The following is a 25,948-nucleotide window of genomic DNA, read 5'->3' as shown; positions in this document are numbered from 1 at the left end:
TTCAGGCCGGCTTCGGCGCCGTGCCTCGCGCGGTCAGCTCGCGCTCCACGTACAGCCGCAGGATGTGCATGAAGTCCTGCGCGTTCGTCACCACGCCGAAGGCCTGGTGCGTGCCCCGGTCCTTCAGCTTGCTCACCACGAACTCGGACGAATCCACGCAGATGGTGGGCAGCTCCCGCAGGCTGCCGTCCTTCTCCGTCACGAACGCGGGCAGCATGTTCCCCGTCGCGATGGCGTGCAGCGCCGTGGCCACGAGCACCGCCATCGTCGCCTTCACCGCGTGCCTGCGCATCGCGTCCTGCGCCGCCAGGTTGTCCGTCACCACGTCCGGCAACGGCCCGTCATCCCGGATGGACCCCGTCAGCACGAACGGCACCCCGTGCTTCACGCACGCGTGCATGATGCCGTTGGTGATGACGCCCGCCTCCACCGCCTTCGCGATGGAGCCCGCCTGCCGCACCCGGTTGATGGCGCGCATGTGCAGCCCGTGCCCACCCGACGTCGCCTCGCCCGCGCCGCTCATCCCCAGCGTCGTGCCGTAGATGGACGCCTCGATGTCGTGCACCGCCACCGCGTTGCCCGCGAGCAGCGCCCCCACGAAGCCGTTCTCCACGAACCACGTCATGTCCGCGCGCGCCCGCGAGTGCACCAGCGCCGGCCCCGTCACCCAGATGGGATAGCCCCCGCGCTCGCGCTCCTCCACCAGCAGCCGCGCCATGTGCCCGTAGTCGATGGGCTTCTCGCGCGACACCTCGCTCGTCATGAACTTGAACTCGCCCTCCCCGCCCTCCGCCAGGTAGGCCATGTTCACGTAGACGCCCTCGCTGCCGTCCTCCGCCTTCCCCACCACCACCTGCTCGCCCGCGCGCACCCGGCGGCCCTCGCGCACCCAGAGCTCGCCGGCCGCGTCCCGCACCAGCGCGCCGTCCATGCGCGGCTCGCGCGGCATCCGCCACCGCCCGTCCACCCTCACGTACGTGGGCAGGTTCGTCGTGGTGAAGAAGCCCTCCGGCAGCACGCCGTCCGCCGGAGCCGGGGTGAAGCGCGCGTCCGGGTAGCTGGTGAACCGCGCCGCCGTGAAGTCGGGATGAGCAATGGTCGTCACCCCGCCACCATGCGCGGGCCCTCCCACCCGTTCAAGGGTGCAGCACGTCCCCATCCCCTTGGATTGTTTCCCCTTTCATAAGGGCCACCCACCTGGACGCACCCGGTCAAGAGCGCCGCCCGCAACCACCGCGCGAATCCAGGGTTCAACCCTCCAAGGACGAAGCGCTGGCACCGACGCCCGCGCCCATCGAGGAGGAATCACCATGAAGCGCAACGGACTGGGGATGCTCGCGGCGGTGCTGGGCCTGACGGTGGCGCTGCCCGCCGTGGCCGCGGAGGCCGACCGGCGACAGGTGAACCAGCAGCAGCGCATCAACGAAGGCGTGAAGAGCGGCGAGCTCACGGGCCGCGAGGCCGTGCGCCTGGAGCGCCAGCACCGCTCCCTCCAGCGTGAAATCCGCCGCGACCGCCGGGACGACGGCCACCTGGACGCCGCCGAGCGCGCCCGCATCGACGCGAAGCAGGACGCCCTCAGCCGCCGCATCGCTCGCCAGAAGCACGACGCCCAGAGCCGCTAAATCCCCGGAAATTGCGCACCGCGACACGGCCTCCCCGGGCGGCCCACCAGGGGGCCGTGTCGCGGATGCGCGCCCTTTCCAGGGTCGGATTCCGCTCCAGGTACGCCAATTCGCCCACATGTGCGCGCCTGGAGTGAAAAGCAGGTGGGGGACGCAACACCGGTTCTTGAATGGCGAGAATGGAAACAATCGCAGCCGGTGACCACCTCCGGGTCACTGCTCCCATAGGAGCCCCCCATGAGCTACCGCATCCAATCTGGCGACACGCTGTCTGGTCTGGCGAAGCGCTACGGCACGTCCGTGGACTCGCTGATGAAGGCCAACCCGGACATCCAGAACAAGGACCTCATCTACGCCGGCAAGACGCTGAACATCCCCGGCTCGCGCGACAGCTTCGAGCCCGGCACCCAGGGTCAGGGCGTGCGCGGTGGCGGTTCGGGTGGCTCCAGCGGCGCGGGCAACGTGACGGCGCCTCCGGGCGGCGCGGGCCCGGGTACGCGTGGCCCCGGTGGCAGCCCCTTCGACATCGCGATGTCTCACATGGGCAAGAACGCCGGCTCGCTGAAGCTCGAGCAGAGCGGCGTGGGCGCGGACATGGAGGACTGGGTCCCCAACAACGTCAACTGCGCCAACTTCGTCTCCGCGTGCCTGGAGCAGGCCGGGCAGATCAAGGACAGCCAGCACAGCGCGTCCGTGATGACGCTCCAGGGGAACCTGGACCGCGACCCGAACTTCAAGCGCGTGGACCTGAAGGACGCGAAGCCCGGCGACGTCGTCTCCATGAAGGTGGGCGACGGCCAGCACGTGGTGATGTTCGCGGGCTGGAAGGACGGCAAGCCCCAGTTCATCGGCTCCAACAACGTGAACTCGGACGGCTCGCAGCGCATCAGCCTCACGTCCATGAACTACCCCATCATGTCCGTGCACCAGTACCAGGGCTGAACAGACCTGTAGCCTGAGGTCCCCGGTGGGGCCTTCGCCTTCCGCGCTCCTGGCGCCTGGAAGGGGGAGGCCCCATCCGCTTTTCGCGGGGATGGCCTCGGCCGCCTGCCCTCCAAGGCACCCCGAGTGGCGCGGGCCTCACAGTGCCAATGGCCTATCGTCCAGGGCTGGACGTTCCCTGGACACGGGGTCTATCGGACGGGGCCGGACGGGGGGAGGCTCCCGGAAGCCATGCGAAGCCTCATCCTCCTCGTGGAAGACCATGTCGACAGCCGTGAGATGCTGGAGGAGTTCCTCACGCTGGAAGGGTTCGCCGTGGAGGTCGCCGGCAACGGCCTGCACGCCTGGGAGCGCCTGAGGCGCGGCCCCACCCCGGACGTGATGCTGCTGGATTTGATGATGCCGGTGATGAGCGGCTGGGAGCTGATGGAGCGCGTGCAGAAGGAGCCGCGCCTCGCGAACCTGCCCGTCATCGTCGTGTCGGGCGCGGGCGCCACCCGCCCCGTGCCCCAGGGCATCCGGGCGTCCATCCCCAAGCCGCTGGATTTGGACGACCTGATGCGCGCGCTGGAGCCGTTCCGCTCCTCCGCGCAGTCGCAGTTAGCCGCCGCCTACTGAGCCGGCGGCGTCGCGGGCTGCGCCGGCTCGCGAGGCAGGAGCACGCGGAAGACGGTGCCTTCCGACGCGCGCGAGCGCACCTCGATGCGGCCTCCGTGGCCCTTCACCACCTGTTCGACGATGTAGAGCCCCAGCCCCAGGCCGCCGTGCGTGTTGCTGCCCGCGCCGCGCCGGAAGGGGTCGAACAGACGCGGCAGCATGTCCGGCGGAATGGGGTCTCCGCCGTTCTGCACCTCCAGCACCACGTGCGCGTCCGCGTCCGACAGCGTGAAGCGCACGGATGAGTCCGGCGGGCTGTACTGGAGCGCGTTGCCGCCCAGGTTGCTCACCACCTGCAGCAGCCGGCCCGCGTCCCAGGCGCCGTCGTAGCGGCCCGGGCCCACGTTCAGCGTCAGCGAGCGCTCCGGCCACGCCGCCTCCAGTTCCTCCACCGCCTGGCGCACCGCCGCGCGCACGTCGCCGGGCACGCGCTCAATCGGGATGCCGCCGCCCAGCCGGCTGCGGGTGAAGTCGAGCAGCTCCGAAATCATCCGCGCCATGCGCTCACCGGAGCGCGCGATGCGGGACACCGCCTTGCGGTCCCGCTCCTGGAGCGCGTCGCCGTGCATCAGCTTGGTGACGGACAGCTGGATGGCGTTGAGGGGGTTTCGCAGGTCGTGGCTGACGATGGCGATGAGCCGCTCGCCGAACTGCGCCGCCTCCCGCGCCGCCTCTTCCGCGCGGCGGCGTTCGGTGACGTCCACCAGCGTGACGACGCCCGCGACGATGTGGTCGTCCCGGTCGCGCACGGGCGCGCTGGAGCCCAGCAGGTGCGCGGTGGTGCCGTCCGGCCGGCGCACCTGGAGCGGCTCCGCCTGGCGCGTCTCACCGGTGCGCAGCGCGCGGGCCATGGGCCACGCGTCGTCCGCCAGCGGCTGGTTGTCCGCGGTGAACATCTGATGCGACGACTCGTAGTCCGCCAGGCTGGCCGAGGGCCGGAACGGATGCCCCAGCAGCGACTCCAGCGCGCGGTTGCCCAACAGCAGCCGGCCGCTGGGCGCCTCCGCGATGAGCACGCCCGCGGGGAGCTGATCCAACACCGCCGCCAGCCGCGCGCGCTCCGCCTCGATGGTGGCCAGCAGGCGCTGCCGCTCCGTCTCCGCATGACGGCGCTGGGTGATGTCCAGCACCGTGGCGGCGCGGCCCACGCGGCGTCCCGTGGCGTCCCTCAAGGACGTCACGTGCACGAACGCGGGGAAGCGGCTGCCGTCGCGGCGCATGTGCAGTGCTTCGTATTCGTGGAACGGCTTGGAGCTGGCGGCGGCCATGTGCCGGGGCAGCGCGCCCCGCGACTCGGGCGCGACCAGGTCCTCCAGCCGCAAGCCCTTGAGCGCTTCCGCGGGCTGTCCATGCATGCGCGCGAGCGCGGGGTTCGCCGCGACGAACGTGCTGTCCTCCGCGGCCATCACCGCCACGCCCACGCCCAGGTGCGTGAAGATGTCCTCCCAGCGCTGGGGGCCGGACGCGTCCGGGGCGCCCTGCTCGCGCGCCGCTTCCGCCGCCTCGCGCGACGCGAGCATCCGCGCCTGGACATGGGCCTCCAGCGCCGCGGCCTCCACCGCGTCCACGGCGTCGTGGAAGCGCTCCACCTGTTCCTCGTCGCCCGAGCCCCCGCCGCCCCGCTCGCGCCACAGCCGCAGCACCGTGTCGCGCAGGCGCCGGAAGTTCGTCGTCGTGGGGTGCCCGTCGGAGCCCTGCACCAGCAGCGACAGCTCGCGCGCCAGTGCGTCGGAGACGCGCGCGTCCGGGTTCGACATCCGGGCCGCCACCGCGGACAGCCCGTGCGTGAAGGTGTCACCAGAGCCCGGGGCTTCGTGGAGCCACGCGTCCTGCAGGACGTCACGGGACTGGAAGAGGAAGTCGGCCAGGGTCAGGGACACGGTGCGAGGCTCGCGGGCGAAGGGGCCTGGGGTGCATCCGGGAAGAAGAGGAGGTCACCTCCGACTTAGGCCCCCGCTTCTCATGCGACAAGGACCGTCTGACGACGTGTCAGGAGGAAGGCGAACGGACCAGACCCAGCGGCAACAAGGCGGTCAGCCGCAGGAGCCCCGCGCCCGGCTCCACGCGGTAGCGGACCTGGAAACCGCAGGCGAGCACCGTCGCCCCCTCCCGCCCCGACGGCGGCACCGGCAGCCCCGGCATCCGGCTGGCGAGCGCCCCCAGCTCCGCCTGAAGCCGCTCACGCACCGCGGGCGTACACGCCGTGAGCGTGCGCACCACCGGGGATTCCAGCTGGCAGCGGTAGGCCATGAGCGCCGCGAAGGGTGCGCATCTACAGCTCAACTGCAAGATGACAGTGGCACGGTGATGCGAGCGGTCAGACGGTGGGCGTCTGGAGGGAACAGTCGTCGGGGCACACTGTCAGACAGGCGACGCTGGGGAGCCCACTAGACCCTGGGTTCACTTCAAGAAACCAAGGAAAAGCGAGTCAAATGGAGGGATGGCCCTCGGCGTCCACCATCTGTTGCTCGTCGAGGACGATCGGACATGGCGCGAGGGTGTGGGCCGCGCTGCGCGTGAAGCGGGCTTCGTGGTGTCGTCCGTGGCGGACGGCGCGGAGGCGCTGGACTGGCTGCGTCATCGCCCGCGCGCGCAGCACCCGGACCTCATCCTCCTGGACCTGGTGTTGCCCCGGTTGGATGGATGGGAGCTGTACGGCCACTTGCGCACGGACGCGCGGCTGCAGCACCTGACGGTGATGCTGATGTCCTCGGCGAGAGGTGCTCCGGACGTGCCGCTGCACGGGGTGGTGGGCTTCCTGCACAAGCCGCAGCAGCCGGAGGCGCTGGTGCAGGCCCTGGCGGAGCGTTTGCGCGAGCTGCCCGGGCGTCCGAAGGAACCCCCGCGCGTGCCGTACGCGCTGCGGCTGACGGACGAGTCGCTCTACGCGCTGCACGCCCTGCCGGCCCCGGTCCGTCACTCGGTGCGCGTGCACCTCTTGCGCGCCTCGGAGCTGGCGGCCTCGGAGCTGCCCCTGGCGTCGTCGTGGTTGATGGCGCTGCACAGCGAGCAGCCCTCGCTGCTGGTGACGGTGGAGGGCGTGCGCGTGGTGCTGGTGGTGGACGACGCGGCCTGCGCCCTGACGGCGACCATCGTCATCGTGCCCAGCCACATGCGCTGGACCTGACGTCGAGGTTCACACCACCGGCACGCGGTGGACCTCGCCGGAGTACAGGTCCAGCCACACCACGCGGCCGAGCAGGTCGTGCACGACGCACCAGTCCTCCGTGAGGCGCACGACCTGGGGCGGAGTGCCGGAGAACTCCACCGTCACGCGGGCGTGGTCGGCGACGGTGCGCAGGACGGCCGTGTGCAGCTCGCCCTTCTGGAAGCGCGTCACGCGCCACGAGAGCGAGAGCACCTCGCCCGCGCGCTCCTCGGCCCGCTGGGCCGGGCGGTGGAAGCGCCGCGCGACGATGGGGGCCACGTAGGTCCACGCTCCGGGCTCCTCGCCCGCGGGCACCGCGATGCGCCCGGCCATCGCCTCGCCGTCGGGCGTGAGCACCAAGACGTCCGGCGTCCCCCACGGAGCCGGCAGGTTCGAGCGCCCGCGCAAGGTGGGGCCGCCCGGCAATTCGTAGCACCAGCGATCCAGGTATTCGAAGTCCTGCTCCGGGGTGAGGTGCATGACGAGGAAGGACAGGTGCTTCGCGTCCACGGCCAGCTTCGGCACGACGCCGCCCTTCTCCGATACGCGCCACAGGGAGCGCGGCTCCGCGGCGAGCGTGTCCACCATGCTCACGGTGTCGCGCACGGCCGTGAACCACCGCTCCCCATCGTAGGTGGGGGCCCACGCATCCAGCTCCAGGTCGCACCAGCGTGTGGCCCGGCGCTCCACCAGGTCCAGCCGCGACACGCGCCACAGGTCACCCCGGCGAGCCAGCGCGAGGGCGCGGTTTCCCTGCGCGGACAGGACCAGGGAGAACGCCGGCACGTCGAAGCTCGCGAGCGTGCGTCCGTCCGGGCCCACCAGCCGCGCGCCCGCCTCCCCCAGCGCGAGCAGCACGCGCCGGCCCGGCAGCACCACGGCGTCATGCACGGCGTGGGCGCCCGCGTGGCTCCGGTCCATCCACACGCGTACGTGCGGCAGGTCGTGCGTTTCGGACCAGGGGCTCCGTTGCGAGGCACGCGGCGTTGGCAGGTCCGTGCGCAGGGCGGCCAGTGCCGGATCCTTCAGGGCGTGCAGTTGCTGGAGGAGACTGGCGTTGGAGGGGAGCTCATCCACTACCTCGTCGCGCATCAGCGAGCGCACGGTGGGGACGAGGAGCGCGCTCCGGGCATCGGAGGCGTCCGCGCGAAGCAGCTCCGTGGCGAAGGCCAGGCGTTCCGGAGCGCGTGTCGGGGTTTCATCCGAGAGCAGTATCTGGATGTCGTCGCGCGCGGCGCCGAAGCCATCCGGGAACTCGAGCGCCAGGCGCGCCAGGAGCTTCGCGCTGCCCGTGCCGCCGGCCTGGATGCCCCGCTCCACCCAGCCACGTGCGAGGTGGCGCGCGGACGACACAGGCCACACGGCGTCCACCGCGCGCGACCAGTCTCCGGCCTCCGCGAGCGACTCCGCCCACAACATGCGCAGGGCCTGCGCTTCGGCGGGATGCGTCTTCTCCAGGCGCAGCACGGCGTCCGCGAACACGCCCGAGCGCCGTGCGATGGCCACCGCGCGCTCCACGTCCTTCGCGAGGAACCACTGGCGCACCACGAGGCCCGGCGGAAGGTTGCGGCCCTCGGCGAGCTCCGCCGCGAGTTGGAAGCGACCGTGGCGCTCCAGGAAGGACACGGCCTCCTCGGCCGCTTCCAGCAGCTCGGCGAGGACGAAGGCTGCCTCGTCGATGCGGCCTTCGCGCTCCAGGCGGCGGAATGTCTCGCGGTAGCGCTCGCGCAGCGCCTCGAACACGGCGGGGCCTCCGCCGAACGACTGCGCGGCACCACTCCGGCCGCGGGGTTGGATGCGCAGCTCTTCGCGCGGGCCGGGAACTCCGAGCGCGAGCTTCGCGCGTGCGTCCGGGTCCTTGCCCAGGGGAATGGCGTGGCGCAGGGCTTCGTCGAGGTTGCCCTGTTCGAAGAGTTCGAAGAGGTGGCGCAGGTAGTCTCCCTTGCGCCGTCCCACGAGCTGCCCCAGGGGCGTGTTCCGGAGCATCCACTCCTTGAGCTGCTCGAGCGCGCCCGGGCCTTCGGGTTCGGCGGGACGGGTACCGGTGGGCAGTGAGCGCTGCGAAGCCGTGGCGCCGTTGCGTGCGCGCATTCCGGCGAGCAGGCGTGAGAACCAACCGGCCTCTGCGCCCGTGCCCGTGGCGGAGGTGTGAGCCGCGTTCGAGGAGAACGCGCTCCGCAACCGATCGAGCCATCCCGTGCGACGCATGCTCAACGTGCTGCCCGGCGCGCCTTGAGGCTCCGTGCGGAAGGCACGGCGCAACCGTGAGAAGAATCCTTCACGGTGCACGGCCACCGCGCCATCGCGCGAGCCTTCCGGCCGTGGACGGAATGCCTGACGCAGCCGCTCGAGCAAGCCTTCGCGACGGACGGTAAGCGTTGCCTCACCGGGCTTCTGGGAGAAGGCCCGCCGCAGCCGCGCGAAGAAGCCCTCTCGCACCACCGGGACCTCCCGCCCCGCCATGCGCGCCAGCATGCGCTCCGCTTCGGGCGCGAGTGCGGGCACTTTCGGTCCGAACGTCGCGCGCGTAGGCGGAGGCAGCGGATCCAGCGCGACCTTCAGGGGCGGAGGCGGCGCACCCAGACCCTTCACCTGGACACGCCGCCATTCCGAGACGTCCAGCCACGCCCCCGGATCCACCTGGCGCAGCGCCCCGGGCCCGTACATCCGTGCGATGCCCTCGTGAACCAGCACGACGGCTCCCGGCGGAGGCGCCAATCGCTCGCGCTCCTTCGGGCTCAGCGGCGCGCTGGTGAGCACTCCGGACTCCAGCACCAGCGGCAATCCGGGTGCGGCCCCCACCGCGCTCTTGCACGGTGTCGCCAGCTTGAGCAGATGGCCTCCCGCCAGCGCCCAGACCGTGGCGCCTGGACTCCAGGCGGCCAGCACGCGGCGGCGTGCCTCGGCCTCTCCCAGCAGTCCGGAGTGGAACCACCAGGCCGCCACCACCACGGTGCCCCGGTGCACCTGCGCGCGGGGACGCACGACTCCGGCCACGGTGCTCACGACGTGGCCTCCGGGACGGAGCGGTACAACACCGCCTGCTCCATCAGGTCCCACAACACGAACTCGCCTGCCTGCGTCAGCCATCCCAACACCGGCTGCCCGTGGCTCGCCGCGGCCTGCACCACGGGACCACTGGCCACCGCGAGCGTCCGGGACGCCTGGCTCGAAAAGAAAGTGAAGGCGCGTTGTTCCGGATGCAATGCGATCAGTCCGGGCGGGGACGGAACGGGAGGCTGCACCACGCCCACCACGCGGTGCCTCTCTGGCACGGTGATGACCGACACGCCGGTGTCCAGGAACAGCTTCCAGTCTGAATCATTGTCACGCGCCGCGAGTAGCCCTGCCTCGGGATGCGCCCCCGACGGCGAGTAGCCGAAGTACGCATCCCCGTGCCGCGCGTTGATGGGGACGAATCGTGCCGGTTCTTCGCCCAGCACCTTGAGCCGCGAGATGATCGCGCGCCCCGCTCCCAGGTTCTGGGGCCGCAGCACGCAAAGCGGGAGTGAGTGCACCTCCGCCATGGAAGAGACCGCCTCCTCCTCCAGGCTCAGCGCCGAGGTCCCCATCGGCGACGGAGGCGCCAGCGAGAACAGCCGGCCCTTGCCGTCCTTCAACCACAGGTATTCCTGCCCACGCGGATTCACCCAGCTCACGAGGCTCACCGGGAGCGCCCCCGGCGCGAGGGCTGGCTGTTTGCTGTCATCCGCTGCGTGGTAGCGCGCCTTCCGGAGTCCCTGCGGCGTGTGTACCTGCCCGTGCATCACGTAGCCGTCCAGGTGACTGGCGAGTACGAGCAACCCACCCGAGGAGCGCCACCCCGCCGCGATTACCTGCTGCCCTCGAGGGACCTGGACGCGCCGGGGCTTGGGCACGGTGGCGCGCGGAGAATGCGGCACCGCCATGGCCTCGACGGCGCCGTTCGCGGAGAACAGCAGCACGCGCCGGCCATCGCCGGAGAAAGAGAACTTCACGATCCGCCGGTCGGCCTTGCGCGGCATCCCCCCGGAAGCCTGCTGATTGGAAGCGAAGGGATTGCGCAGCAGGCGCAGGCAATCCGCCGGAGGCGGGAGCTCCAGCACCACCGAGCGGGGAACACGGCCCGCGGGCCGCACGTCCACGTCGAGCCGGTGCGCGCCGGGCTCCATCGGTTCGGAGACCTCCACGCTGGACATCCCCTCCGCGCCCTCCAGACGCCCCAGGCGCGAGGAGCCCACGAGCCACACGTCCTCGGGCGCGATTGAAAGCTCCAGCGCCTCGCGCCACGCGGCCAGGTGTCGCGACGATGCGGGCGTGGTGGAGCGGGCGGTCAGCCACGCAAGCAACGACGTGCCGCCCAGGCCCGTATGGGTGGCGTGAGCGGGCTCGGTCTGGAGCGCACCCCAGGTGAACGCCGCGCCCACGGCCTCCGCGCGGCGCGCGAGCACGACCAGCAGCGCGAGGTGCGCGATGCGCGGCAGGCCCAGCTGATCCGGTCCCACGTCCAGCAGCACCACGGTGCGCCGAGCCCCCTGCGGCTGATGGAACGCGGGCTTGAGGAATGACAACTCGCCGAACGCCGCGCGGCGCACCAGTTCTTCCGGTGCCTCCAATGCCCAGAGCCACTCACTGACGAGCAGCCGATCGAAAGGCCCTCGTCGGGAGAGACCGTCATAGCCTTGAGGCTCACCGCCCTCGGCCTCACCGCGAGGCCGCAGCGTTCCGACCGCCGCCGACAGCCGCGCCACATGCGCTCCCAAGTGCCGCGCCAGGTCCTTCGGGAAGAGGGACAGCTGCGTCGCCCAGGGGCGCAGCGCGGGAGGCAGCGCGGTCGTCACGAAGCGGCCTCCATGGCCGGGACGGACAGCCACACGGTCAGCGAAGCGCGTGCGACCGGCTTGGCCGCAGCGACTGAGACGAGCACTCCCGACGCGGGCAGCACCACCAGAGGCGCATCGCCCTGCCCCGCGAGCAGCGCACGCTCCAGCAGCGAAGGCGCCACATCCGGCTCCAGCGCACAGGGCAACAGCAGCGCGGGCGCCAGCGGGTCACGGCCCAGGTACACCGCACCATCCACCCAGGGCAGCGAAGCAGCAACCCCCAGCAGCACGAGCACGTCCGGTCCCGCGACACCGGTCCACGATGCAAGCGTCGCGTCCTCCGCCCGCGAAGCGCGGTGTCCCAGCGAGAGCGCCACGGGACCAACGCCCGCCACGGCCACGGGCTCCAGGGGCAGGGCCCGGGGGCGCCAGCGCACGGGAAGTCCCGCGACGACCGGCTCCAGAGGCGGCCTCATGACGCCCTGCTCCCGCGCATCCCACGCCCGTTGATCACCCTGGCACTCTAACGAACGGGCGTCAGCCCCAACAGAGGGACCGACACGCGACAGCCCCCCGGACTCGAGCTGTACAGCACCGAAGCCCCTGCCCATGCTCCCGAGCATGAGCACGACCCGGATCCACCACCACCTGAAAGCCCCCCGCTCGCGCGTCTACAGCGCCCTGATTGACGCCCGCGCGGTGGCGACATGGATGGTGCCCGACGGCATGACGAGTCAGGTGCACGTCTTCGAACCGCGCGAAGGAGGCGCGTTCCGAATCTCGCTCACCTACGACGCGCCCACGGAGACCGGCAAGACGACCGCGCACACGGACACGCATCACGGCCGCTTCGTGAAGCTCGTGCCGGACGAACAGGTCATCGAAACCACCGAGTTCGAGACCTCCGACCCCGCGATGCAAGGAGAGATGATCATCACGTTCACGCTCACCGACGCGCAAGACGGAGGCACCGACCTACTCTCCGTGCACGAAGGTCTGCCACCCGGCGTGCCACCCGCCGACAACGAGCTCGGCTGGCGGATGTCCCTGGAGAAGCTCGCGAATTACGTCGAGCAGACTCTCTCAGCGTAACGGCACCTTCAGTGCCGTCGGGGCAAGCAGCTCCACAGGAGAGGCCACCAGCGTCACGCCGCGCGAGTGCTCGCTTCTTCCGCCAGCACCGCCGCCACCGCGCCACGCAACGCACGCAGCGTCTCCGGCAGTGCCTCCGGAGCGAAGCCCGCGTCCATCTCGCGAGCCACACCCTCCAGCTTGAGCCGCCACGCGGCCACCGCGTCCACGTCCACGGGCCGCGACTCCAGCAACACATGCCCTGCCTGTGCGATGCGCTGGGCCCGGGCCAACGGCCCCGCGCTCGCCTCCAGCGCCGCGGCCGGCAGCGCCAGGTTCTCCGACGCGGACAGCACGTCGCGCAGCACATCGCGCGCCAGCGCCTGCGCCTCCTTCGTGGGCACCGCGTAGACGAGCGGCCACAGGTCCGCCACGCCCGGCGTCGTCCGCCCCGCCAGCGCCGCGGCGGCGGCCACCAACCGCTGCACCTTCACCGCGCGCCGGTCCGACAGCGCGATGCCCGCCGCCCGCAGCGTCCGCAGCGCCTGCGCCAGGTGCGGCCGCACCGGCCCCAGGTCCGCGCGCCTCGCCGCCTGCGCCACTACGTCCAGGGACGCAAGCGACGCCACTCGCGGCGCCGCGTCCGCCCACAGCGACGCTCCTCCTTCCAGCAACTCCTCCAGCCGCGGATCCGGCACCGGCTCCACGAAGATGCGCGCCAGGAACCGGTCCGCGAACGCGGCCAGCGCGTCGTCCTCCGGCAGCGCGTTGGACGCGCCCACGCACACCCGCAGCGGGCACTGCATGCGCGTGTGGCCGCGCCGGAAGGTGCGCTCGTTCAGCAGGCCCAGCAGCGTGTTGAGGATGGCGGTGGAGCCCAGGAACACCTCGTCCAGGAAGGCCACCTCCGCCTCCGGCAACATGCCCGCCGTCTCCGTCTCCACCAGCCCCTCGCGCAGCTTGCGCAGGTCCACCGGCCCGAAGATTTCAGACGGCTCCGTGAAGCGACCCAGCAGGTATTCGAAGTACGCACCGCCCAGGCCGCGCGCCGTCCTGCGCACCGCCTCGCTCTTCGCGGTGCCCGGCGGTCCCACCACGAGCAGGTGCTCGCCCGCCACCGCCGACAGCGCCACCAACTCCACCATCGCCTCGCGCTCGACCAGCCCCCGGCTCGCGTCGGTGAGCGCGTCGCGGACCTCGGCCGCCGCGACCTCGAAAGATACGGACATGCCCGCAAGCCTAGCCTCGCCCCCGGTCCGGCATACAGTGGCGGCATGGATACGAAGTGGAAGTGGCTGGCCCTGGCGGGCGTGCTGTGCTCGGGGCCAGCGGTCGCGGACGGGTGGCACGGCTATGCCTCCCTGGGCGCGGGCATCACCCTGGATCATTTCAGCGACTGGCGCGCCAAGGGCCCCGCCCTCCAGGCCTGGCTCGCCGTGGAGACGCCGCCCGGCCTGTCCCTGGGCGTCGTCTTCGAGACCACCCAGACCTGGGGCCAGCAGTTCGCCGAGGCCCAGAACCCCTCCGAGATGAGCCGCGTGCAACTGGACTACACGGCCGTGGGCCTGGAAGCCCGCCTGCGCTTCCTCGGCGACAAGCCAGTGACACCGTGGGTGGGCGCGCGCCTGGCCAAGAGCTGGTCGCAGCCCTTCACCCCGGACAGCCTGGGCCAGCTGCGCCGCGAGGACTTCGACGTCACCAGCATGGCCTTCCGCGTGGGCCTGGACGGCTGGATCTCCGACCGGTGGGGCATCTCCATCGCCACCGCCATCCAGTTCTGCGACGTGAAGTTCACCAAGGCCGCGGAAGACACCAGCGCCAGCGCGGGCGTCAGCGTGGACATGTGCTCCAAACCGCTCCAGAGCATCGTCGCCGGACCCGTGCTGCGCTTCTAGCGCGGGTACAGTGCGCGCCCATGAACGCGCCGCCCCCCACCCCTGCTCCCCGCTGGCTCTACCTGCATGGCTTCGCCTCCGGCCCCCTCTCCGCCAAGGGCGTCTGGCTGGACGCGCACTGGGCGAAGCAGGGCATCGCACTGGAGCGCCTCAACCTGCGCGTGCCGTCGCTGGAGCACCTGAGCCTGCACACCATGCTGGACACCGTGCGGGACGCGCTGGGCGCTCCCCATGACCGCGCTGTCCTCATCGGCTCCAGCATGGGCGGGCTCGTCGCAGCGCGCACCGCGGAGCAGGACGCGCGCGTGGGCGCACTGGTGCTGCTGGCCCCGGCCTTCCACTTCGTGGAGCAGCTCCAGCGCCGCCTGGGCCCCAACGCCTGGGCGGAGTGGAAGCGCACGGGCTACCTGGAGACGGCTGACCACGCGGAGAAGCGCCGCACGCGCGTGCACCACGGCGTCATGGAGGAGGCCCAGCTCATGGAAACGAAGCGCGGCCCCTGGCCCGACGTGCGCGTGCCCACCCTCATCATCCACGGCCGCCAGGACGACACCTGCGACGTTCGCTATTCGCGCGAGTGGGCCCAGGGCAAGCGCCACGTCCGGCTGGTGGAGGTGGATGACGGCCACGAGCTGACCGCCTCGTTGGAGCTCATCGCGAAGGAGGCGGATGCCTTCCTCACCCCTTGGAGAGGTGTGGAGCAACCCCGGCAGGTGTTCACTGGCGGCTGACCGGTGCGCGTCCGCCCGGCGGTCGTATTCGCGCCGCGAACGCGCCGGGTAAGGTGGCGGCCATGAACCGCGAATACCACCGCTGGCACAGCCCGCGGCTGAACCGGGACATGGAAGTGCTGCTGTACGGGCACTCGGGGGAACCCGTCATCCTGGTGCCCACGAGCAAGGGCCGCTTCTTCCAGGCCGAGGACTTCGGCCTCATCAGCGCCATCGCGGACGGCATCGCTGCGGGCCGCTACGTCGTGGTGTGCGTGGACTCGGTGGATGAGGAGTCCTGGTACAACAAGGACGTCGCCCCCGCCGTGCGCGTGGCCCGCCATGCCCAGTGGGAGGACTACCTGCTGCATGAGGTGGTGCCGCTCGCGAAGGGCCGCGCCGCCGGAGGCCGCCTCACGCTCGCCGGGTGCAGCCTGGGCGGCTTCCACACGTACAACGTGGGCCTGCGCCACCCGGACGTCTTCCAGCGCCTCATCTCCATGGGCGGCAAGTTCGAGACGGAGGACTTCTTGGACGGCCACCACGACGAACAGGTGTACTTCCACACCGCGCCGCAGTGGCTGCCCAACCTGCACGACCTGGGGCGCCTGTCCGCCCTGCGCCGAGTGGAGATGACCCTGGCCGTGGGCGAGCACGACTTCTGCCGCCCCTCCAACGAGAACCTCTCCAAGGTCCTCTGGCAGAAGGACGTCGGCAACGACCTGTCCATCTGGGACGGCGGCACCCACGACTGGCCCGTGTGGCGGCGGATGATCCGCCAGTACCTGCCGGCCTGAAGTCGCGGCGGTCGTCGGACTCGGGACACGACAAAGCCTCCGGTCGGAAGGACCCGGAGGCTTTCGTGATGCGCCATCGTGAGGAGCCGGAGGGCTACTCGATGGGCATGAACACCTTGAAGCCCGAGCGGCCGTTGTTCGTCGTGTTGCGCTCGATGAAGTCGCTGGCGGACGAGTGGCCGTCGCCCAGCGTCACCGCCGTGTGGCCGTAGATGCTGCCCAGGCGCGTGGAGGTGCTCTCCCACGTGAGCACGAGGCCCGGAATCTTCAGCGCGTCTTCCAGGGACATGTTCACCTGGCGGAACTTGTCGCGCGGCAGGTTGTTGTCGATCTGGTTGCCGTTGCCCGACACGCCGATGCCCATGGAGTTGCGGATGGCCCGGCTCACGCCCGTGGCGCAGAGGCCCTGGCTGTTGTAGCCGCCCATGCCCATGGCCGCCGCGCGCGCCGCCTCCGCCAACCGGCGACCCTTGTCGGTCCCGCCGGTGGGGGCCACGCCCATCGGGCCGCCCACGTCCTGCCCACCGCCCACGCCACGCCCACCCCGGACGCCCTGACGGCCACCGCCCGCGTCGAAGCTGTCACGGCCGGAGTGGCCGACGCGCAACGTCCGACCCGAGAAGATGAGGTCCGGGTTCGAGATGTTGTTGTCGCGCGCCAGCTTCTGCACGGAGGTGCCGAAACGAGCGGCCAGGCCAGAGAGGGTGTCGCCAGGACGGATGCGGTAGTTGGACATGTAGGCTCCTGGGACAATTGTCGGGGCTTCCAGATCCAGGTTGCGGCCGTTTCCTAGATTCTTGGAACTTTTCCCCACACTGGAATTTTACACCCCAACAACCTCCATCAGCCCTCCAGGGGCCGGAGGGTGCCCGCGCTGACGCGCCAGAAGCGCCACAGCACGGCGGCGGCCACGGTGATGAGCCCCGCGCACAGGCCCCACCAGATGCCCAGCACGCCCATGCCCAGGTGGAAGCCCAGGAGCAGGGTCAGGGGCAGACCCACGGCGTAGTGGCCCACGATGTTGGCCACGAAGGTGAAGCGCGTCTGTCCCGCGCCGCGCAGCACGCCCGCGCCCACGCCCTGCACGCCGTCGAAGACCTGGAAGATGGCGCCCACCATCAGGAGGGGCAGCAGCAGCGGCAGCACCTCCGGAGGCGCTCCGGCCAGCGTCGCCAGGCTCCGGGGGAAGAGCGCGAACACGAGCCCGCTCAGCGACATGGCCACCGCGCCCGTGGCGAAGGCCATCAGCCCGCTCCTGCGGGCCTGCGGCGTGTCATGCGCGCCCACGGCCCAGCCCACCCGCACGCTGCCCGCGTTGCCGATGCCCAGCGCCATGGTGAAGGTGAGGCTGGCGAAGGAGATGGCGATTTGATGCGCGCCCACGCTCTCCGGCCCCAGCTTCGCGGACAGCACGCCCGCCAGCGCGAAGACGCCCACCTCCGCCGCGATGTGCAGGCCAATGGGCAACCCCACCCAGAACGCCCGCAGCTGATCCGCCTTCGCCGGCCGGCGTGACGGCGTGCCCGGCACGGGGATGGCCTGCACCGCCCGCGCGACGATGAGCACCTCCAGCGCCGTGCACAGGAGCGTGGACAGCGCCGCGCCCGCCGCGCCCATGGCCGGCACGCGGGTGAGCGGTCCCGCCCACTCGGGCAATGACTCGCCGCCGAAGACGAACAGCGGCACCAGCATCACGTTGATGATGTTGGCCAGCACGGCGGACACCACCAGCGGCCGGGGCGTCCCGATGGCCTGCAGGTACGCGCGCACCGTGAGGAAGATGAGCATCAGGGGCAGGCTGGGCGCTCGGAAGTGCAGGAAGGCGCGCACCTGGACGATCTGCTCCTCCGCCACGCCCACCCATGGCAGGCCGGCTGGCACGGTGATGAGCACCGCCCAGAGCACCACGCCCACGAAGGCGGACAGCCACACGCCCTGCCAGAGCACGTCCCGAGCGCGGAGCGGGTGGCCGGCGCCAATCGCCTGGGACACCAGCGGGTCCACGCCCATCATCAGCCCCATGCCGAAGCTGCTGACGGCGAAGAAGAGGGCGTGGCTCAGGCCCACCGCCGCCAGGGCGGACGTACCGGCCCGGCCGACGATGAAGGTGTCCGTCACGCCCATCAAGGACTGGCCCGCCTGCGCGATGCACAGGGGAATCGCCAGCCGTAGCAGGGCGCGCAGCTCCCCCTTCGCGCCGCGGGCCGGGGGGGAGGACGACACGGAGGGCTCGACGGCTTCGGGCGGCATGACGGGGCCTATAGGGAAGGGATTGCGCTGGTGCAAGCGACGCAATCCCCTTCCCCGTCTGACCGCCCGCCCTCCCCGTCAGGGAGTGCTGACCGGGAACGGAACCGTGACGAGCGGCGTCTGGAGGCTGTCCACCTTCGACACGCGCACCCCCGCGTCGCTGATGGCGTAGACGTAGTCATCCGCCATCACGCTGCGGCGCACATCCGGCACGTAGTAGTAGCTCCACTGCGGCATGCCCGTGGTCTTGAACAGGTCCGACATGGGCACCGCGCCCACCGGGGAGATGCCCGCCGCCAGGTCCACCCGGAACACGCGCAGCTCCGTGCGGAAGCCCTGCCAGTAGTTCTCATAGGACGAGTAGGACCTGGAGTAGTCCGTGAACGGGATGGCCACCAGCCCCTTGGCCGCGAAGTAGTTGAAGGCCTTGTGCTCGTAGAGGGCCTCGCTCCAGCCGTAGGCCTCGCCCACCAGCTGCGTGGCGGCCTCCTTGGGGTTCGCCAGGTCGCTCACGTCGAAGAGGGACAGCTTCAGGGTGCTCGTGCCGCAGCAGCCGCCGTTGGGCTCCGTGTGGATGCCCATCGTCAGCAGGTGGTGGTCGCCCACCGGGTGCATGTACGTGGAGAAGCCGGGCACCTTCAGCTCGCCCACCTTGCGCGGGTGGGCCGGGTCGCTCAGGTCGAAGGTGAAGAGCGGATCCACCTGGAGGAAGGTGACGACGTAGCCGCGCGGGCCCGCGAAGCGCGCGCTGAAGATGCGCTCGCCCTCGGCCAGGTCCTCGCTGCGGCCCAGCTCCGCCAGGTGACCGTTCTTCGCGCCCAGCGTCGTCACGCGGCTGGCCGTCGTGGTGCGGCCCCACCACCAGTCCGGGTGCTCCGTCTCCGGGAGGCGCGTGGTCACCGTGGTGGCCATGCGCAGCACGCCCTCGTACTCGTCCAGGGCGAACTGGTTGACGGGCGTGCCCTCCACCGTGCCGGAGCCCGCGTACACCGCGCGGCCCGGCTGGCTCAGGTCGAACTTGTGCAGGTAGGTGAAGTCCTTCTGCCCCGGCTGCGGCCACCACCAGTAATGCGAGTGCGCCAGGTACAGGGACTCCTTGGACGCGTACACCGTGCCCGGCTCCGCCACCAGGCTGGTGCGCCCCGGCGCCGCCGTGCGCGCGTCCAGGTCCAGCGAGGCCACCGTCACGAAGCCCAGCGCGGACGGCGCGTTGCTCCGGTAGAAGTCACCGCAGGACGTGGGCAGCGCCGTCGTCACCCCGTCCGCGTCCACGTGCTTGCCCGAGGGCAGCCACTTGTCCAGCGTGTTCGCGCGGATGAGCTTCTCGTTCTGCTCGATGAGCGCGTCGAGGGTCTTGGTGAGCTTCCCCTCGTCCTTGTAGAGGTCCTCCGAGTACTCCACCCAGAACTTCACGTCCTCCGGCCAGCGGAACGCGTCCGAGAGCACCAGCCGCACGTTGCTGTCCACGCGGCGCGCCTGGTCGAAGACGCCGGGCAGGTAGACCTGATCCACCACCGTGGGGTGCGCCACGTCCGACACGTCCACCGTGGTCACCTTGGTGCTGTCCGCGTTGTAGTAGCCGCAGCCGAAGCCGTAGCAGGCCATGTCCGCGACGGGCACCATGCCTCCGCCCACGCCCCCTCCCACCTTCGTCGGGGTGCCCGGCAGCGACAGCGCCACCTGCGAGACGATGACCAGCCGGTTCTTCTCGTCGAGCAGCATCTCCCGGGGCCAGCCCTCCACTTCCAGCGTCGCCGCCAGCGTGAGCTGCTCCGCGGGCCACGAGCGGTGCGCGTACAGCCGGTTGCCCGACAGCACGAAGATGCGCGTGCCGTCGTTCTGCACGAAGTCCGACTCGTGCACGCCCTCCACCTGGTTGTTGGTGCCGGTGGAGTCATTCGGCGCCTGGCTGCCGCCGCCGGCATTCACCCCGCCCCCCGCCGAGTCCTCCGTGGGCATGGGGCCAAAGACGACGCCGCCGCGCGTCCCCCGGCCGAAGCGCTCCCAGTAACCGGGCTTCTGCTGCTCCAGGTTCGCGCGCATCTGCTTCGTCGCGGTGTCCTCGATGTACCGCTCCAGCGCCGAGCAGTCGTTGAAGGTCTCCAGCTTCAGCGACTGCTGCACGGGTTCGTTGTCCAGGCCCTCCGGGGCCTTGCCCCCGTCGCCGCACCCCACCGCCAGCAGCGTGAGCCCCACCGTTCCGAAAAGACGTAGACGCATGCGTGAATCCTCCCTCGAAAGTCGACTGCCTCGCGGGGCTCGGCGCTTTGCCACGCCCATGCCAGGGGAGAATCCCGCCGCTTCTGTCTGTGATTGCGGGGGGTTGGGAGGCGCGCGGGGTGACCCTCCGCTCTCAGAAACCTGAGGCGCGCACGGGACTGGCGGTGGGAAAACCGAGGGACTGGGGCACGAAGCGCACGAAGCGCTGCTGCAACTGCGCGTCCATGCCTTCCAGCCGCAGGCCCATGCCCGTCTGCGAGCGGAACGCGCTCCCCATCCCGGGCGGGTTGCACCACGCCACCACCGCCTGCGCCTCACAGGGCGTGCGCTGGCCGGCCATCACCAGGCGCAGGGACAGCCGCGAGCCCTCGCGCGCGGGCGTGAGCGTGCGCACGAAGAGCCCCTGGGGGCTGGCGTCATGGCTGAAGCCACTGAGGGTGGGGCCTCCCGGCGTGTTGAACTCCACCACGGTGAAGAAGGGCACCCGCTCCGCGGCCCTCAAGGGGAGCGTGCCCTGCGACAGGCGCGCCAGCACCTTCGCCAGCAGCTCGTCCGCGCCCAGCTGACGCTTGAGCAGCAGCGGCGCGCCGCTCAGCTCCTGCGCGCGCTCCAGCACGTCCGGCGCCTCCTCCACCCGCGACATCAGGACCAGCGGCTTGCGTGGGAACTGCTCGCGCAGGCGCGTGGCCAGCGACAGGGCCTCGCGAGGCAGCCGCGACACGTCCACCACGAAGCCGTCCAGCCGCTCGCCCTGGGCCACGGCCTGCGCCGCCGCGTCGTCCAGGTCCTTGGCGTAGAGCACGTGCATCCCCTCGTGCTCCAGCGCTCCGCCCAGGAAGGTGTGCAGGAACCGGCCGCCCTCCACCAGCAGCACGCCCCGGCCGCGCGGAGGGCCCGTCCAGGCGCGCTCGCGCGACAGCCGCACCGCGGCCACCTTCGCCGCCAGCGCCTCCTGGCTCACCGGCTTGGGCAGGAAGTCGTCCGCGCCCGCGCGCCCACAGTGCATCACCTCATGGGGTTCATCCGCCGCGGTGAACATCACCACCGGGACGTTGCGCCCCGCCGGGTGAGCCTTGACCAGGCGGCAGGCCTCGTCCCCCTGGAGCTTCTCCAGGTGCAGGTCCATCAGGATGAGCGCCGGCGTCCGCTGCGCCAGCTCCGCCAGGCACGCATCCGCCCCCTCCAGACCCACCGCGTCACAGCCCATGCGCGACAGGTGCAGCCGCATCACGTCCCGCGCGGTCCGCGAGTCGTCCACCACGAAGACCAGATCTCTCGGGCGAGGAGAAAAGCCGGGGGTCGTCATGACTCCCGGAGATACGCGGACTCCAGGGAAGGCACCACGGACCCGGCGCCACAACGTGTGCTGGTGGACGCCTTTTCCGTGCGCCGGGGGACGTCAGCCGCGGGGCTCCGCGCGGCCGGACAACAACTTCGTGAGCTGACGGGCAATGAGGGCGCACTGCGCGGCGTCACCGGCGGCCAGCGCGTCCTTGCCGCCCACCAGCAGCTGCTGCACGGTGCCCACGGCCGACTCGGCCTCCGGGCTGGGGTTCTCCCGGGCGCTCTGCTGGAGCAGGCGGGCCAGCTTCTCCCCGCGCTCCAGCAGCTTGCGGAAGGTCTCCTCCGCCTTGCGCGCGTCCACCACGCCCTGCGCCTGCGCGTAGTTGGACTGCTCCTGGCCCAGCTTCTCCGCCTCGCCCTGCGGCAGGCCGGCCCGGGCCTCCAGGCGCACCAGCTCCATGTGGCCCGAGGTCAGGTCGGTGGCTTGCACGGAGAGGATGCCTTCGCCGGACAACTCGAAGACGACCTCCAGCGGCGTCTCCCCGCGGTTGGCGACGTGCAGGTTCTTGAGGACCACCTCGCCCAGCTTGTGGTTCTCGTCCTGGAACTCGCTCTCCCCCTGGTACACGGGGATGCGCGCCTCGGACTGGCCGGAGGTTCCCGGGAAGAAGATGTCCCTCGCCACCACCGGTACGCCCGTGTTCTTGGGGATGAGCCGCTTCACCCGGCCGCCCATCACGCCCACGCCCAGGCTCTGGCTGGCCACGTCCAAGAGCAGCGCCTGCCCCGCCTGGCGCACCAACTCGTCCGCCTGCACCGCAGCGCCCAGCGCCACGGCCTCGTCCGGGTGCACGTCCGTGGAGGGCGCGCGGCCGAAGAAGTCCGCCACCAGCCGGCGCACCAGCGGCACGCGGGTCATCCCGCCCACCAGCAGCACCACGTCCACCGAGCGCGGATCCATCCGCGCCTCCGCCATCACGCTCTTGCAGACGTCCAGGCAGCGGCGCGACAGCGGCTCCGACAGCGTCTCGAAGAAGCTGCGCGTAAGCGCGGTGTTGATTTCGGTGAAGCGCTTCACGCCCGCCGTGTGGTCGCCCAGGCCGGACACGGAGATGAGGGCCTCCTCGGACTCGGTCAGCTCGCGCTTGGCCGCCTCCGCCGCCACCTTCAGGCGCCGCAGCGACTGCGCGTCCTTGGAGACCGCCTCCTGGAAGGCATCCTCCACCTGCGCCAGCAGCCATTGGACGATGCGCTGGTCGAAGTCCTCGCCGCCCAGCGCGTGGTCGCCGCCCGTCGCCTTCACCTCGAAGACGCCCGCCTTCACGTCCAGGATGGACACGTCGAAGGTGCCGCCGCCCAGGTCGAACACCAGCGCGCTGCCCTCGAAGCCGCGGGACAGGCCGTACGCCAGCGCCGCCGCGGTGGGCTCGTTGACCAGCCGCACCACCTCCAACCCCGCGATGGCCGCCGCTTCCCGCGTGGCCTGGCGCTGGTTGTCGTCGAAGTTCGCGGGGACGGTGATGACGCACTTGCGCACGTCGCGTCCGAAGTGCGCCTGCGCGTCCAGCCGCAGCTCACCCAGGATGAAGGCGGACACCTGCGTTGCCGGCAGCACGCGGCCGGACAGCTTCACGCGCACGTCGCCCGTGGGGCCGGCCACCAGGGGATACGGCACCACCGCCTTCGCCTGTTGCACCAGCTCCGGCGTGTAGCGGCGTCCCAGGAAGCGCTTGGTGGCCCACACCACCGCGTCCGGGTGCTCCTCCGCCAGGGCCTGGGCCGGCTGCCCCACCAGGCGGTCGCCCGCCCGGGTGAGGCCTACCACCGAGGGCGTGAGGCGGCCTCCCGCACGTGAGGGGATGAGGCGCGGGCGTCCTTCTTCCACGGTCGCGACGACGCTGTTGGTGGTGCCCAGGTCGATGCCGATGACAGGTTCTTGCATGGCGAGGGTGGGGCCCACGCTACGGGTAAGCGCCCACTTCCGCCAAGTCCTGTCGCACCCCGGCCGTCCGTTGCCGGGCGCCGGCCTGCCTTCAAGGGCCCGGGGGCGGTCACCAGCACACACCCGGGGGCGCTTCCCCGCCTACTCTCTCCATAGACCTCGAGAGGCCCCGAGCGGCCACGGAGATCCAACGCATGGCGCCGGCATCATTGCCGCCAGGGACGCCCCATGCTAAGGGCGCCAGCGTCATGGTGAACGTCTCCATCGCCCGCCGCTACGCCCGCGCCATCCTCGACGTCGCAGCGGAAGGCAACCGCACCGACGCTGTCGCGGAGCAGCTCAACGCCTTCGCCGCCGTCGTGGGCAAGAGCCCCGACCTGTCGGACGTGCTGCTCAACCCCGCCTACAGCCGCGCCCAGCGCAGCCACGTGGTGGAGGCCCTGCTCCAGGCCATGCCCTCCCCCGCGGAGCCCGCGCTCGCCAACGCGGTGCGACTGCTGGTGGACCGCAACCGCCTGGGCTACCTGCCTGACATCGCCCGGCTCTACCGCGACATGGCGGACGCTCGCGCGGGCCGCGTCCGGGGCCAGGTCACCAGCGCCGCCCCGCTCTCCGCGGAGGCCCTCACCCAGCTGCAGCAGTCGCTCCAGCAGCTGACCCAGCGCAACGTCGTGCTGGAGACCAAGGTGGATCCGTCCCTGCTCGGCGGCGTGGCCGCCCAGGTCGGTGGCACCCTCTACGACGGCACCCTGCGCACCCAGCTGGAGCAGATGCGCCGCGAGCTGAAGTAACCCCTTCCTCACTCCCGGTGCGGCAGACGTGCCGGGTTGTCAGGGTTGCCCCGCAGTCCTAGTCAAACCTGTATTTCCCGTCGGCTCTGGGAATGGGTATACTTCTGGGCAACGCGGACAAGCCCGCGTTTTCCGAGACGACCCGCCCATGCCGCAGCCTGTGTTCCAACGGCTTCCCGGAGCCCTTCCGTCCCTGGGGGTTCCCGAGGAAACCCTGCCCTTTCTGGGTGCGTTGCTCAACGCGCCGGGTTGGGGGGTGGCGCTGGTGGACGGGGACTCCCGCCTCGTCTGGATGAACGACCTGCTGGCTTCGCTGTGTGGCCGCCCGGCGCAGCTGTGCGTGGGTCGCTTCCTCTCGGAGGCGTGGCCCGGCCTGGCGCCTCCGCTGTCTCCGCTGCTGGCGCGGGCGCAGTCCGGTGAGCGCGTGGCGGAGGAGCTGGTGTCGGGCCGCTTCGGCGAGGTGGGCACGCTGCGCCACCTGACCGTGAGCGCCATGCCTGCGGCCCCTTCGTCCGGCGTGCTCCTGCTCCTGCGGGACAGCTCCGCGCGCCTGCGCGAAGAGGCGGCGCTGCGCGCGAGCGAGGAGCACATGCGCTCCATCGTGGAGATCTCCTGCGACGGGTACTTCTTCCACGACCGCGGGCAGTTCCTGGACATCAGCCCCGGCCTGGGCCGCCTGATGGGCTACTACGAGACGGCGGAGCTGATCGGCCGGAACATCCTGGACTGCGTGGCGCCGGAGTTCCGCGTCCCCGCGCGCGACGTGATGGACCGCGGCGTGGAGGCCCCGTACGAGCTGGCCGTGCTCCACCGCGACGGCCGCCGCATCCCCGTGGAGGTCATGGGCCGGCCGGCGACGTTCCAGGGCCGCTCGGTGCGCATGGGCGCGGTGTGGGACGTGAGCATCCGCAAGGCCGCCGAGGAGCGCCTGATGCGGATGGAGCACTTCCGCGACCAGTTCCTGGACGCGGCGGGGGACGGCTTCAAGGCCCCGCTCCAGTCGCTCCAGTGCGACGTGCTCGCCCTCCAGCACGCTCCGTCGATGCCCGAAGCCCTGACCGAACAGGTAGGACGGGTGGGCCAGGGCGTGCGCCGGGTGGACCGGCTGATCCGCCAGCTCTTGGATTTCACCCGCGCCCGGCTGTCCAACGGCCTGCCCGTGCACCCCTCCTCCGTCCACCTGGGACAGCTGGCGGAGCGCGTGCTGGCGGACCGGCAGCGGGCCCACCCGGACCGCGACCTGCGGCTCGTCGCCAGCGGCGACCTGAAGGGCACCTGGGACAGCGAGCGGCTCTTCCAGTTGATGGATTCCCTGGTGGGCAACGCCCTGCACCACGGCCCGGTGTCCTCGTCCGTGGTGCTCCAACTGACGGGGCGCTTCGACGGCGTGACGGTGCAGGTGCACGACCCGGACTGCCGGGTGCCGCCGGAGTACCAGGGCACCCTCTTCGAGCCGTTCAAGCACCGCGCCCTGTGCTCCGCGGATGACGGGCTGGGGCTGTCGCTCTTCATCGTGCGGCAGATCGCCCTGGCCCATGGCGGGCGCATCTCCGTGGAGTCGGGGGCGGCGGACGGCACCCGCTTCATCGTGTGGCTGCCCCGCGAGGACGGCCTCCCCGCGTCCGGCTCCTGAAGCCGGGCCTGGCGCCGGGCTCCCTGGGCTTGCGGGCGGGCGGCGCCCCTCTCGTCCGGGGTGCCTGCTTACGTGCGCGATAAAGGGGCGCGGGGGTGGGGGAAGGCCCTGGCGCGTGGCGCGTTGCGAGAGTCCCGGTGCCCGTGATAGGGGGCCACCCGGTACATCAAGATTCGCGGCG

General features: G+C 71.3%; 22 protein-coding genes. 10 read left to right on the top strand and 12 right to left on the bottom strand.

Annotated features, from left to right (window positions below; all coding sequences use genetic code 11):
• Window position 1: 1 nt before the first annotated feature.
• Entirely contained in the window at window positions 2-1,105 is a 1,104-nt protein-coding gene (locus D7Y04_RS01620; RefSeq protein ID WP_121758106.1) for a hypothetical protein, read from the bottom strand.
• 205 nt (window positions 1,106-1,310) lie between these two features.
• On the opposite strand from D7Y04_RS01620, the gene D7Y04_RS01615 reads away from it, so the two are divergent.
• From D7Y04_RS01615 to D7Y04_RS01605, 3 genes are all read left to right on the top strand, one after another.
• The gene (locus D7Y04_RS01615) at window positions 1,311-1,625 is read left to right on the top strand and encodes a hypothetical protein (RefSeq protein WP_120575710.1); all 315 of its coding nucleotides are present in this window, start codon (window positions 1,311-1,313) and stop codon (window positions 1,623-1,625) included.
• 237 nt (window positions 1,626-1,862) lie between these two features.
• The gene (locus tag D7Y04_RS01610) at window positions 1,863-2,567 is read left to right on the top strand and encodes a LysM domain-containing protein (protein ID WP_120598279.1); all 705 of its coding nucleotides are present in this window, start codon (window positions 1,863-1,865) and stop codon (window positions 2,565-2,567) included.
• A 231-nt stretch (window positions 2,568-2,798) separates the two neighbouring features.
• On the top strand, window positions 2,799-3,185 hold the full coding sequence (locus tag D7Y04_RS01605; RefSeq protein ID WP_120598280.1) for a response regulator: 387 nt from the start codon (window positions 2,799-2,801) through the stop codon (window positions 3,183-3,185).
• Here the strand turns inward: D7Y04_RS01605 and D7Y04_RS01600 are convergent.
• Window positions 3,179-5,104: a PAS domain-containing sensor histidine kinase gene (locus D7Y04_RS01600; RefSeq protein ID WP_233601227.1), complete on the bottom strand. Its 1,926-nt coding sequence runs from the start codon at window positions 5,102-5,104 to the stop codon at window positions 3,179-3,181. The two genes, D7Y04_RS01605 and D7Y04_RS01600, sit on opposite strands and share 7 nt — an antisense overlap.
• Before the next feature lie 109 nt (window positions 5,105-5,213).
• Window positions 5,214-5,474: a hypothetical protein gene (locus tag D7Y04_RS01595; RefSeq protein WP_120598281.1), complete on the bottom strand. Its 261-nt coding sequence runs from the start codon at window positions 5,472-5,474 to the stop codon at window positions 5,214-5,216.
• Between the two features lie 190 nt (window positions 5,475-5,664).
• Here D7Y04_RS01595 and D7Y04_RS01590 point away from each other — a divergent pair, with 190 nt between their 5' ends.
• On the top strand, window positions 5,665-6,351 hold the full coding sequence (locus D7Y04_RS01590; protein WP_120598282.1) for a response regulator: 687 nt from the start codon (window positions 5,665-5,667) through the stop codon (window positions 6,349-6,351).
• Window positions 6,352-6,360: 9 nt separating this feature from the next.
• Here the strand turns inward: D7Y04_RS01590 and D7Y04_RS01585 are convergent, their stop codons facing one another.
• The 3 genes from D7Y04_RS01585 to D7Y04_RS01575 are packed head-to-tail and all read right to left on the bottom strand — an operon-like array spanning window position 6,361 to window position 11,650.
• On the bottom strand, window positions 6,361-9,378 hold the full coding sequence (locus tag D7Y04_RS01585; RefSeq protein WP_147477017.1) for a bpX6 domain-containing protein: 3,018 nt from the start codon (window positions 9,376-9,378) through the stop codon (window positions 6,361-6,363).
• Entirely contained in the window at window positions 9,375-11,192 is a 1,818-nt protein-coding gene (locus tag D7Y04_RS01580) for an LpqB family beta-propeller domain-containing protein (protein WP_121758104.1), read from the bottom strand. The genes D7Y04_RS01585 and D7Y04_RS01580 overlap by 4 nt, the downstream gene beginning before the upstream one ends.
• Entirely contained in the window at window positions 11,189-11,650 is a 462-nt protein-coding gene (locus D7Y04_RS01575) for a hypothetical protein (protein ID WP_121758103.1), read from the bottom strand. Before D7Y04_RS01575 ends, D7Y04_RS01580 begins: the two co-directional genes overlap by 4 nt.
• A gap of 145 nt (window positions 11,651-11,795) precedes the next feature.
• On the opposite strand from D7Y04_RS01575, the gene D7Y04_RS01570 reads away from it, so the two are divergent.
• Window positions 11,796-12,266 (top strand): SRPBCC family protein, encoded by a 471-nt coding sequence (locus tag D7Y04_RS01570; RefSeq protein ID WP_233601226.1) that lies wholly within the window; start codon window positions 11,796-11,798, stop codon window positions 12,264-12,266.
• A gap of 53 nt (window positions 12,267-12,319) precedes the next feature.
• On the opposite strand, the gene D7Y04_RS01565 is transcribed toward D7Y04_RS01570, so the two are convergent.
• Entirely contained in the window at window positions 12,320-13,474 is a 1,155-nt protein-coding gene (locus tag D7Y04_RS01565; RefSeq protein ID WP_120598287.1) for an AAA family ATPase, read from the bottom strand.
• Window positions 13,475-13,519: 45 nt separating this feature from the next.
• On the opposite strand from D7Y04_RS01565, the gene D7Y04_RS01560 reads away from it, so the two are divergent.
• From D7Y04_RS01560 to D7Y04_RS01550, 3 genes are all read left to right on the top strand, one after another.
• Window positions 13,520-14,140 carry a hypothetical protein gene (locus tag D7Y04_RS01560; protein ID WP_120575720.1) on the top strand — a complete coding sequence of 207 codons (621 nt, stop codon included), beginning with the start codon at window positions 13,520-13,522 and terminating at the stop codon, window positions 14,138-14,140.
• 20 nt (window positions 14,141-14,160) lie between these two features.
• The gene (locus D7Y04_RS01555) at window positions 14,161-14,871 is read left to right on the top strand and encodes a YqiA/YcfP family alpha/beta fold hydrolase (RefSeq protein ID WP_120598288.1); all 711 of its coding nucleotides are present in this window, start codon (window positions 14,161-14,163) and stop codon (window positions 14,869-14,871) included.
• A gap of 62 nt (window positions 14,872-14,933) precedes the next feature.
• Window positions 14,934-15,647 (top strand): esterase family protein, encoded by a 714-nt coding sequence (locus D7Y04_RS01550; RefSeq protein ID WP_120598289.1) that lies wholly within the window; start codon window positions 14,934-14,936, stop codon window positions 15,645-15,647.
• A gap of 94 nt (window positions 15,648-15,741) precedes the next feature.
• On the opposite strand, the gene D7Y04_RS01545 is transcribed toward D7Y04_RS01550, so the two are convergent.
• The 5 genes from D7Y04_RS01545 to D7Y04_RS01525 all read right to left on the bottom strand — a co-directional run bounded on the left by D7Y04_RS01545 (window position 15,742) and on the right by D7Y04_RS01525 (window position 23,343).
• Complete coding sequence (locus D7Y04_RS01545; RefSeq protein ID WP_171809508.1) at window positions 15,742-16,383, bottom strand: LysM domain-containing protein; 642 nt, start codon at window positions 16,381-16,383, stop codon at window positions 15,742-15,744.
• A gap of 107 nt (window positions 16,384-16,490) precedes the next feature.
• Window positions 16,491-17,897: an MATE family efflux transporter gene (locus D7Y04_RS01540; protein WP_120598290.1), complete on the bottom strand. Its 1,407-nt coding sequence runs from the start codon at window positions 17,895-17,897 to the stop codon at window positions 16,491-16,493.
• Between the two features lie 78 nt (window positions 17,898-17,975).
• Window positions 17,976-20,117, bottom strand: a complete 2,142-nt coding sequence (locus tag D7Y04_RS01535; protein ID WP_121758101.1) for a beta-propeller domain-containing protein — start codon at window positions 20,115-20,117, stop codon at window positions 17,976-17,978.
• 133 nt (window positions 20,118-20,250) lie between these two features.
• Complete coding sequence (locus D7Y04_RS01530; RefSeq protein ID WP_120599751.1) at window positions 20,251-21,423, bottom strand: TIGR02266 family protein; 1,173 nt, start codon at window positions 21,421-21,423, stop codon at window positions 20,251-20,253.
• Window positions 21,424-21,516: 93 nt separating this feature from the next.
• Window positions 21,517-23,343: an Hsp70 family protein gene (locus tag D7Y04_RS01525; RefSeq protein ID WP_120599753.1), complete on the bottom strand. Its 1,827-nt coding sequence runs from the start codon at window positions 23,341-23,343 to the stop codon at window positions 21,517-21,519.
• A gap of 248 nt (window positions 23,344-23,591) precedes the next feature.
• Between D7Y04_RS01525 and D7Y04_RS01520 the strand changes: the two genes are divergently transcribed.
• Complete coding sequence (locus D7Y04_RS01520; RefSeq protein ID WP_120599750.1) at window positions 23,592-24,134, top strand: F0F1 ATP synthase subunit delta; 543 nt, start codon at window positions 23,592-23,594, stop codon at window positions 24,132-24,134.
• A gap of 148 nt (window positions 24,135-24,282) precedes the next feature.
• Entirely contained in the window at window positions 24,283-25,767 is a 1,485-nt protein-coding gene (locus D7Y04_RS01515) for an ATP-binding protein (RefSeq protein WP_120599749.1), read from the top strand.
• Window positions 25,768-25,948 lie beyond the last annotated feature (181 nt).

The sequence above is a fragment of the Corallococcus sp. AB038B genome (assembly GCF_003668955.1).
Classification (GTDB): Bacteria; Myxococcota; Myxococcia; order Myxococcales; family Myxococcaceae; genus Corallococcus; species Corallococcus exiguus.
The sequence above is the reverse complement of the archived record's forward strand: the minus strand, read 5'-3'. Positions and strand labels throughout refer to the sequence as shown.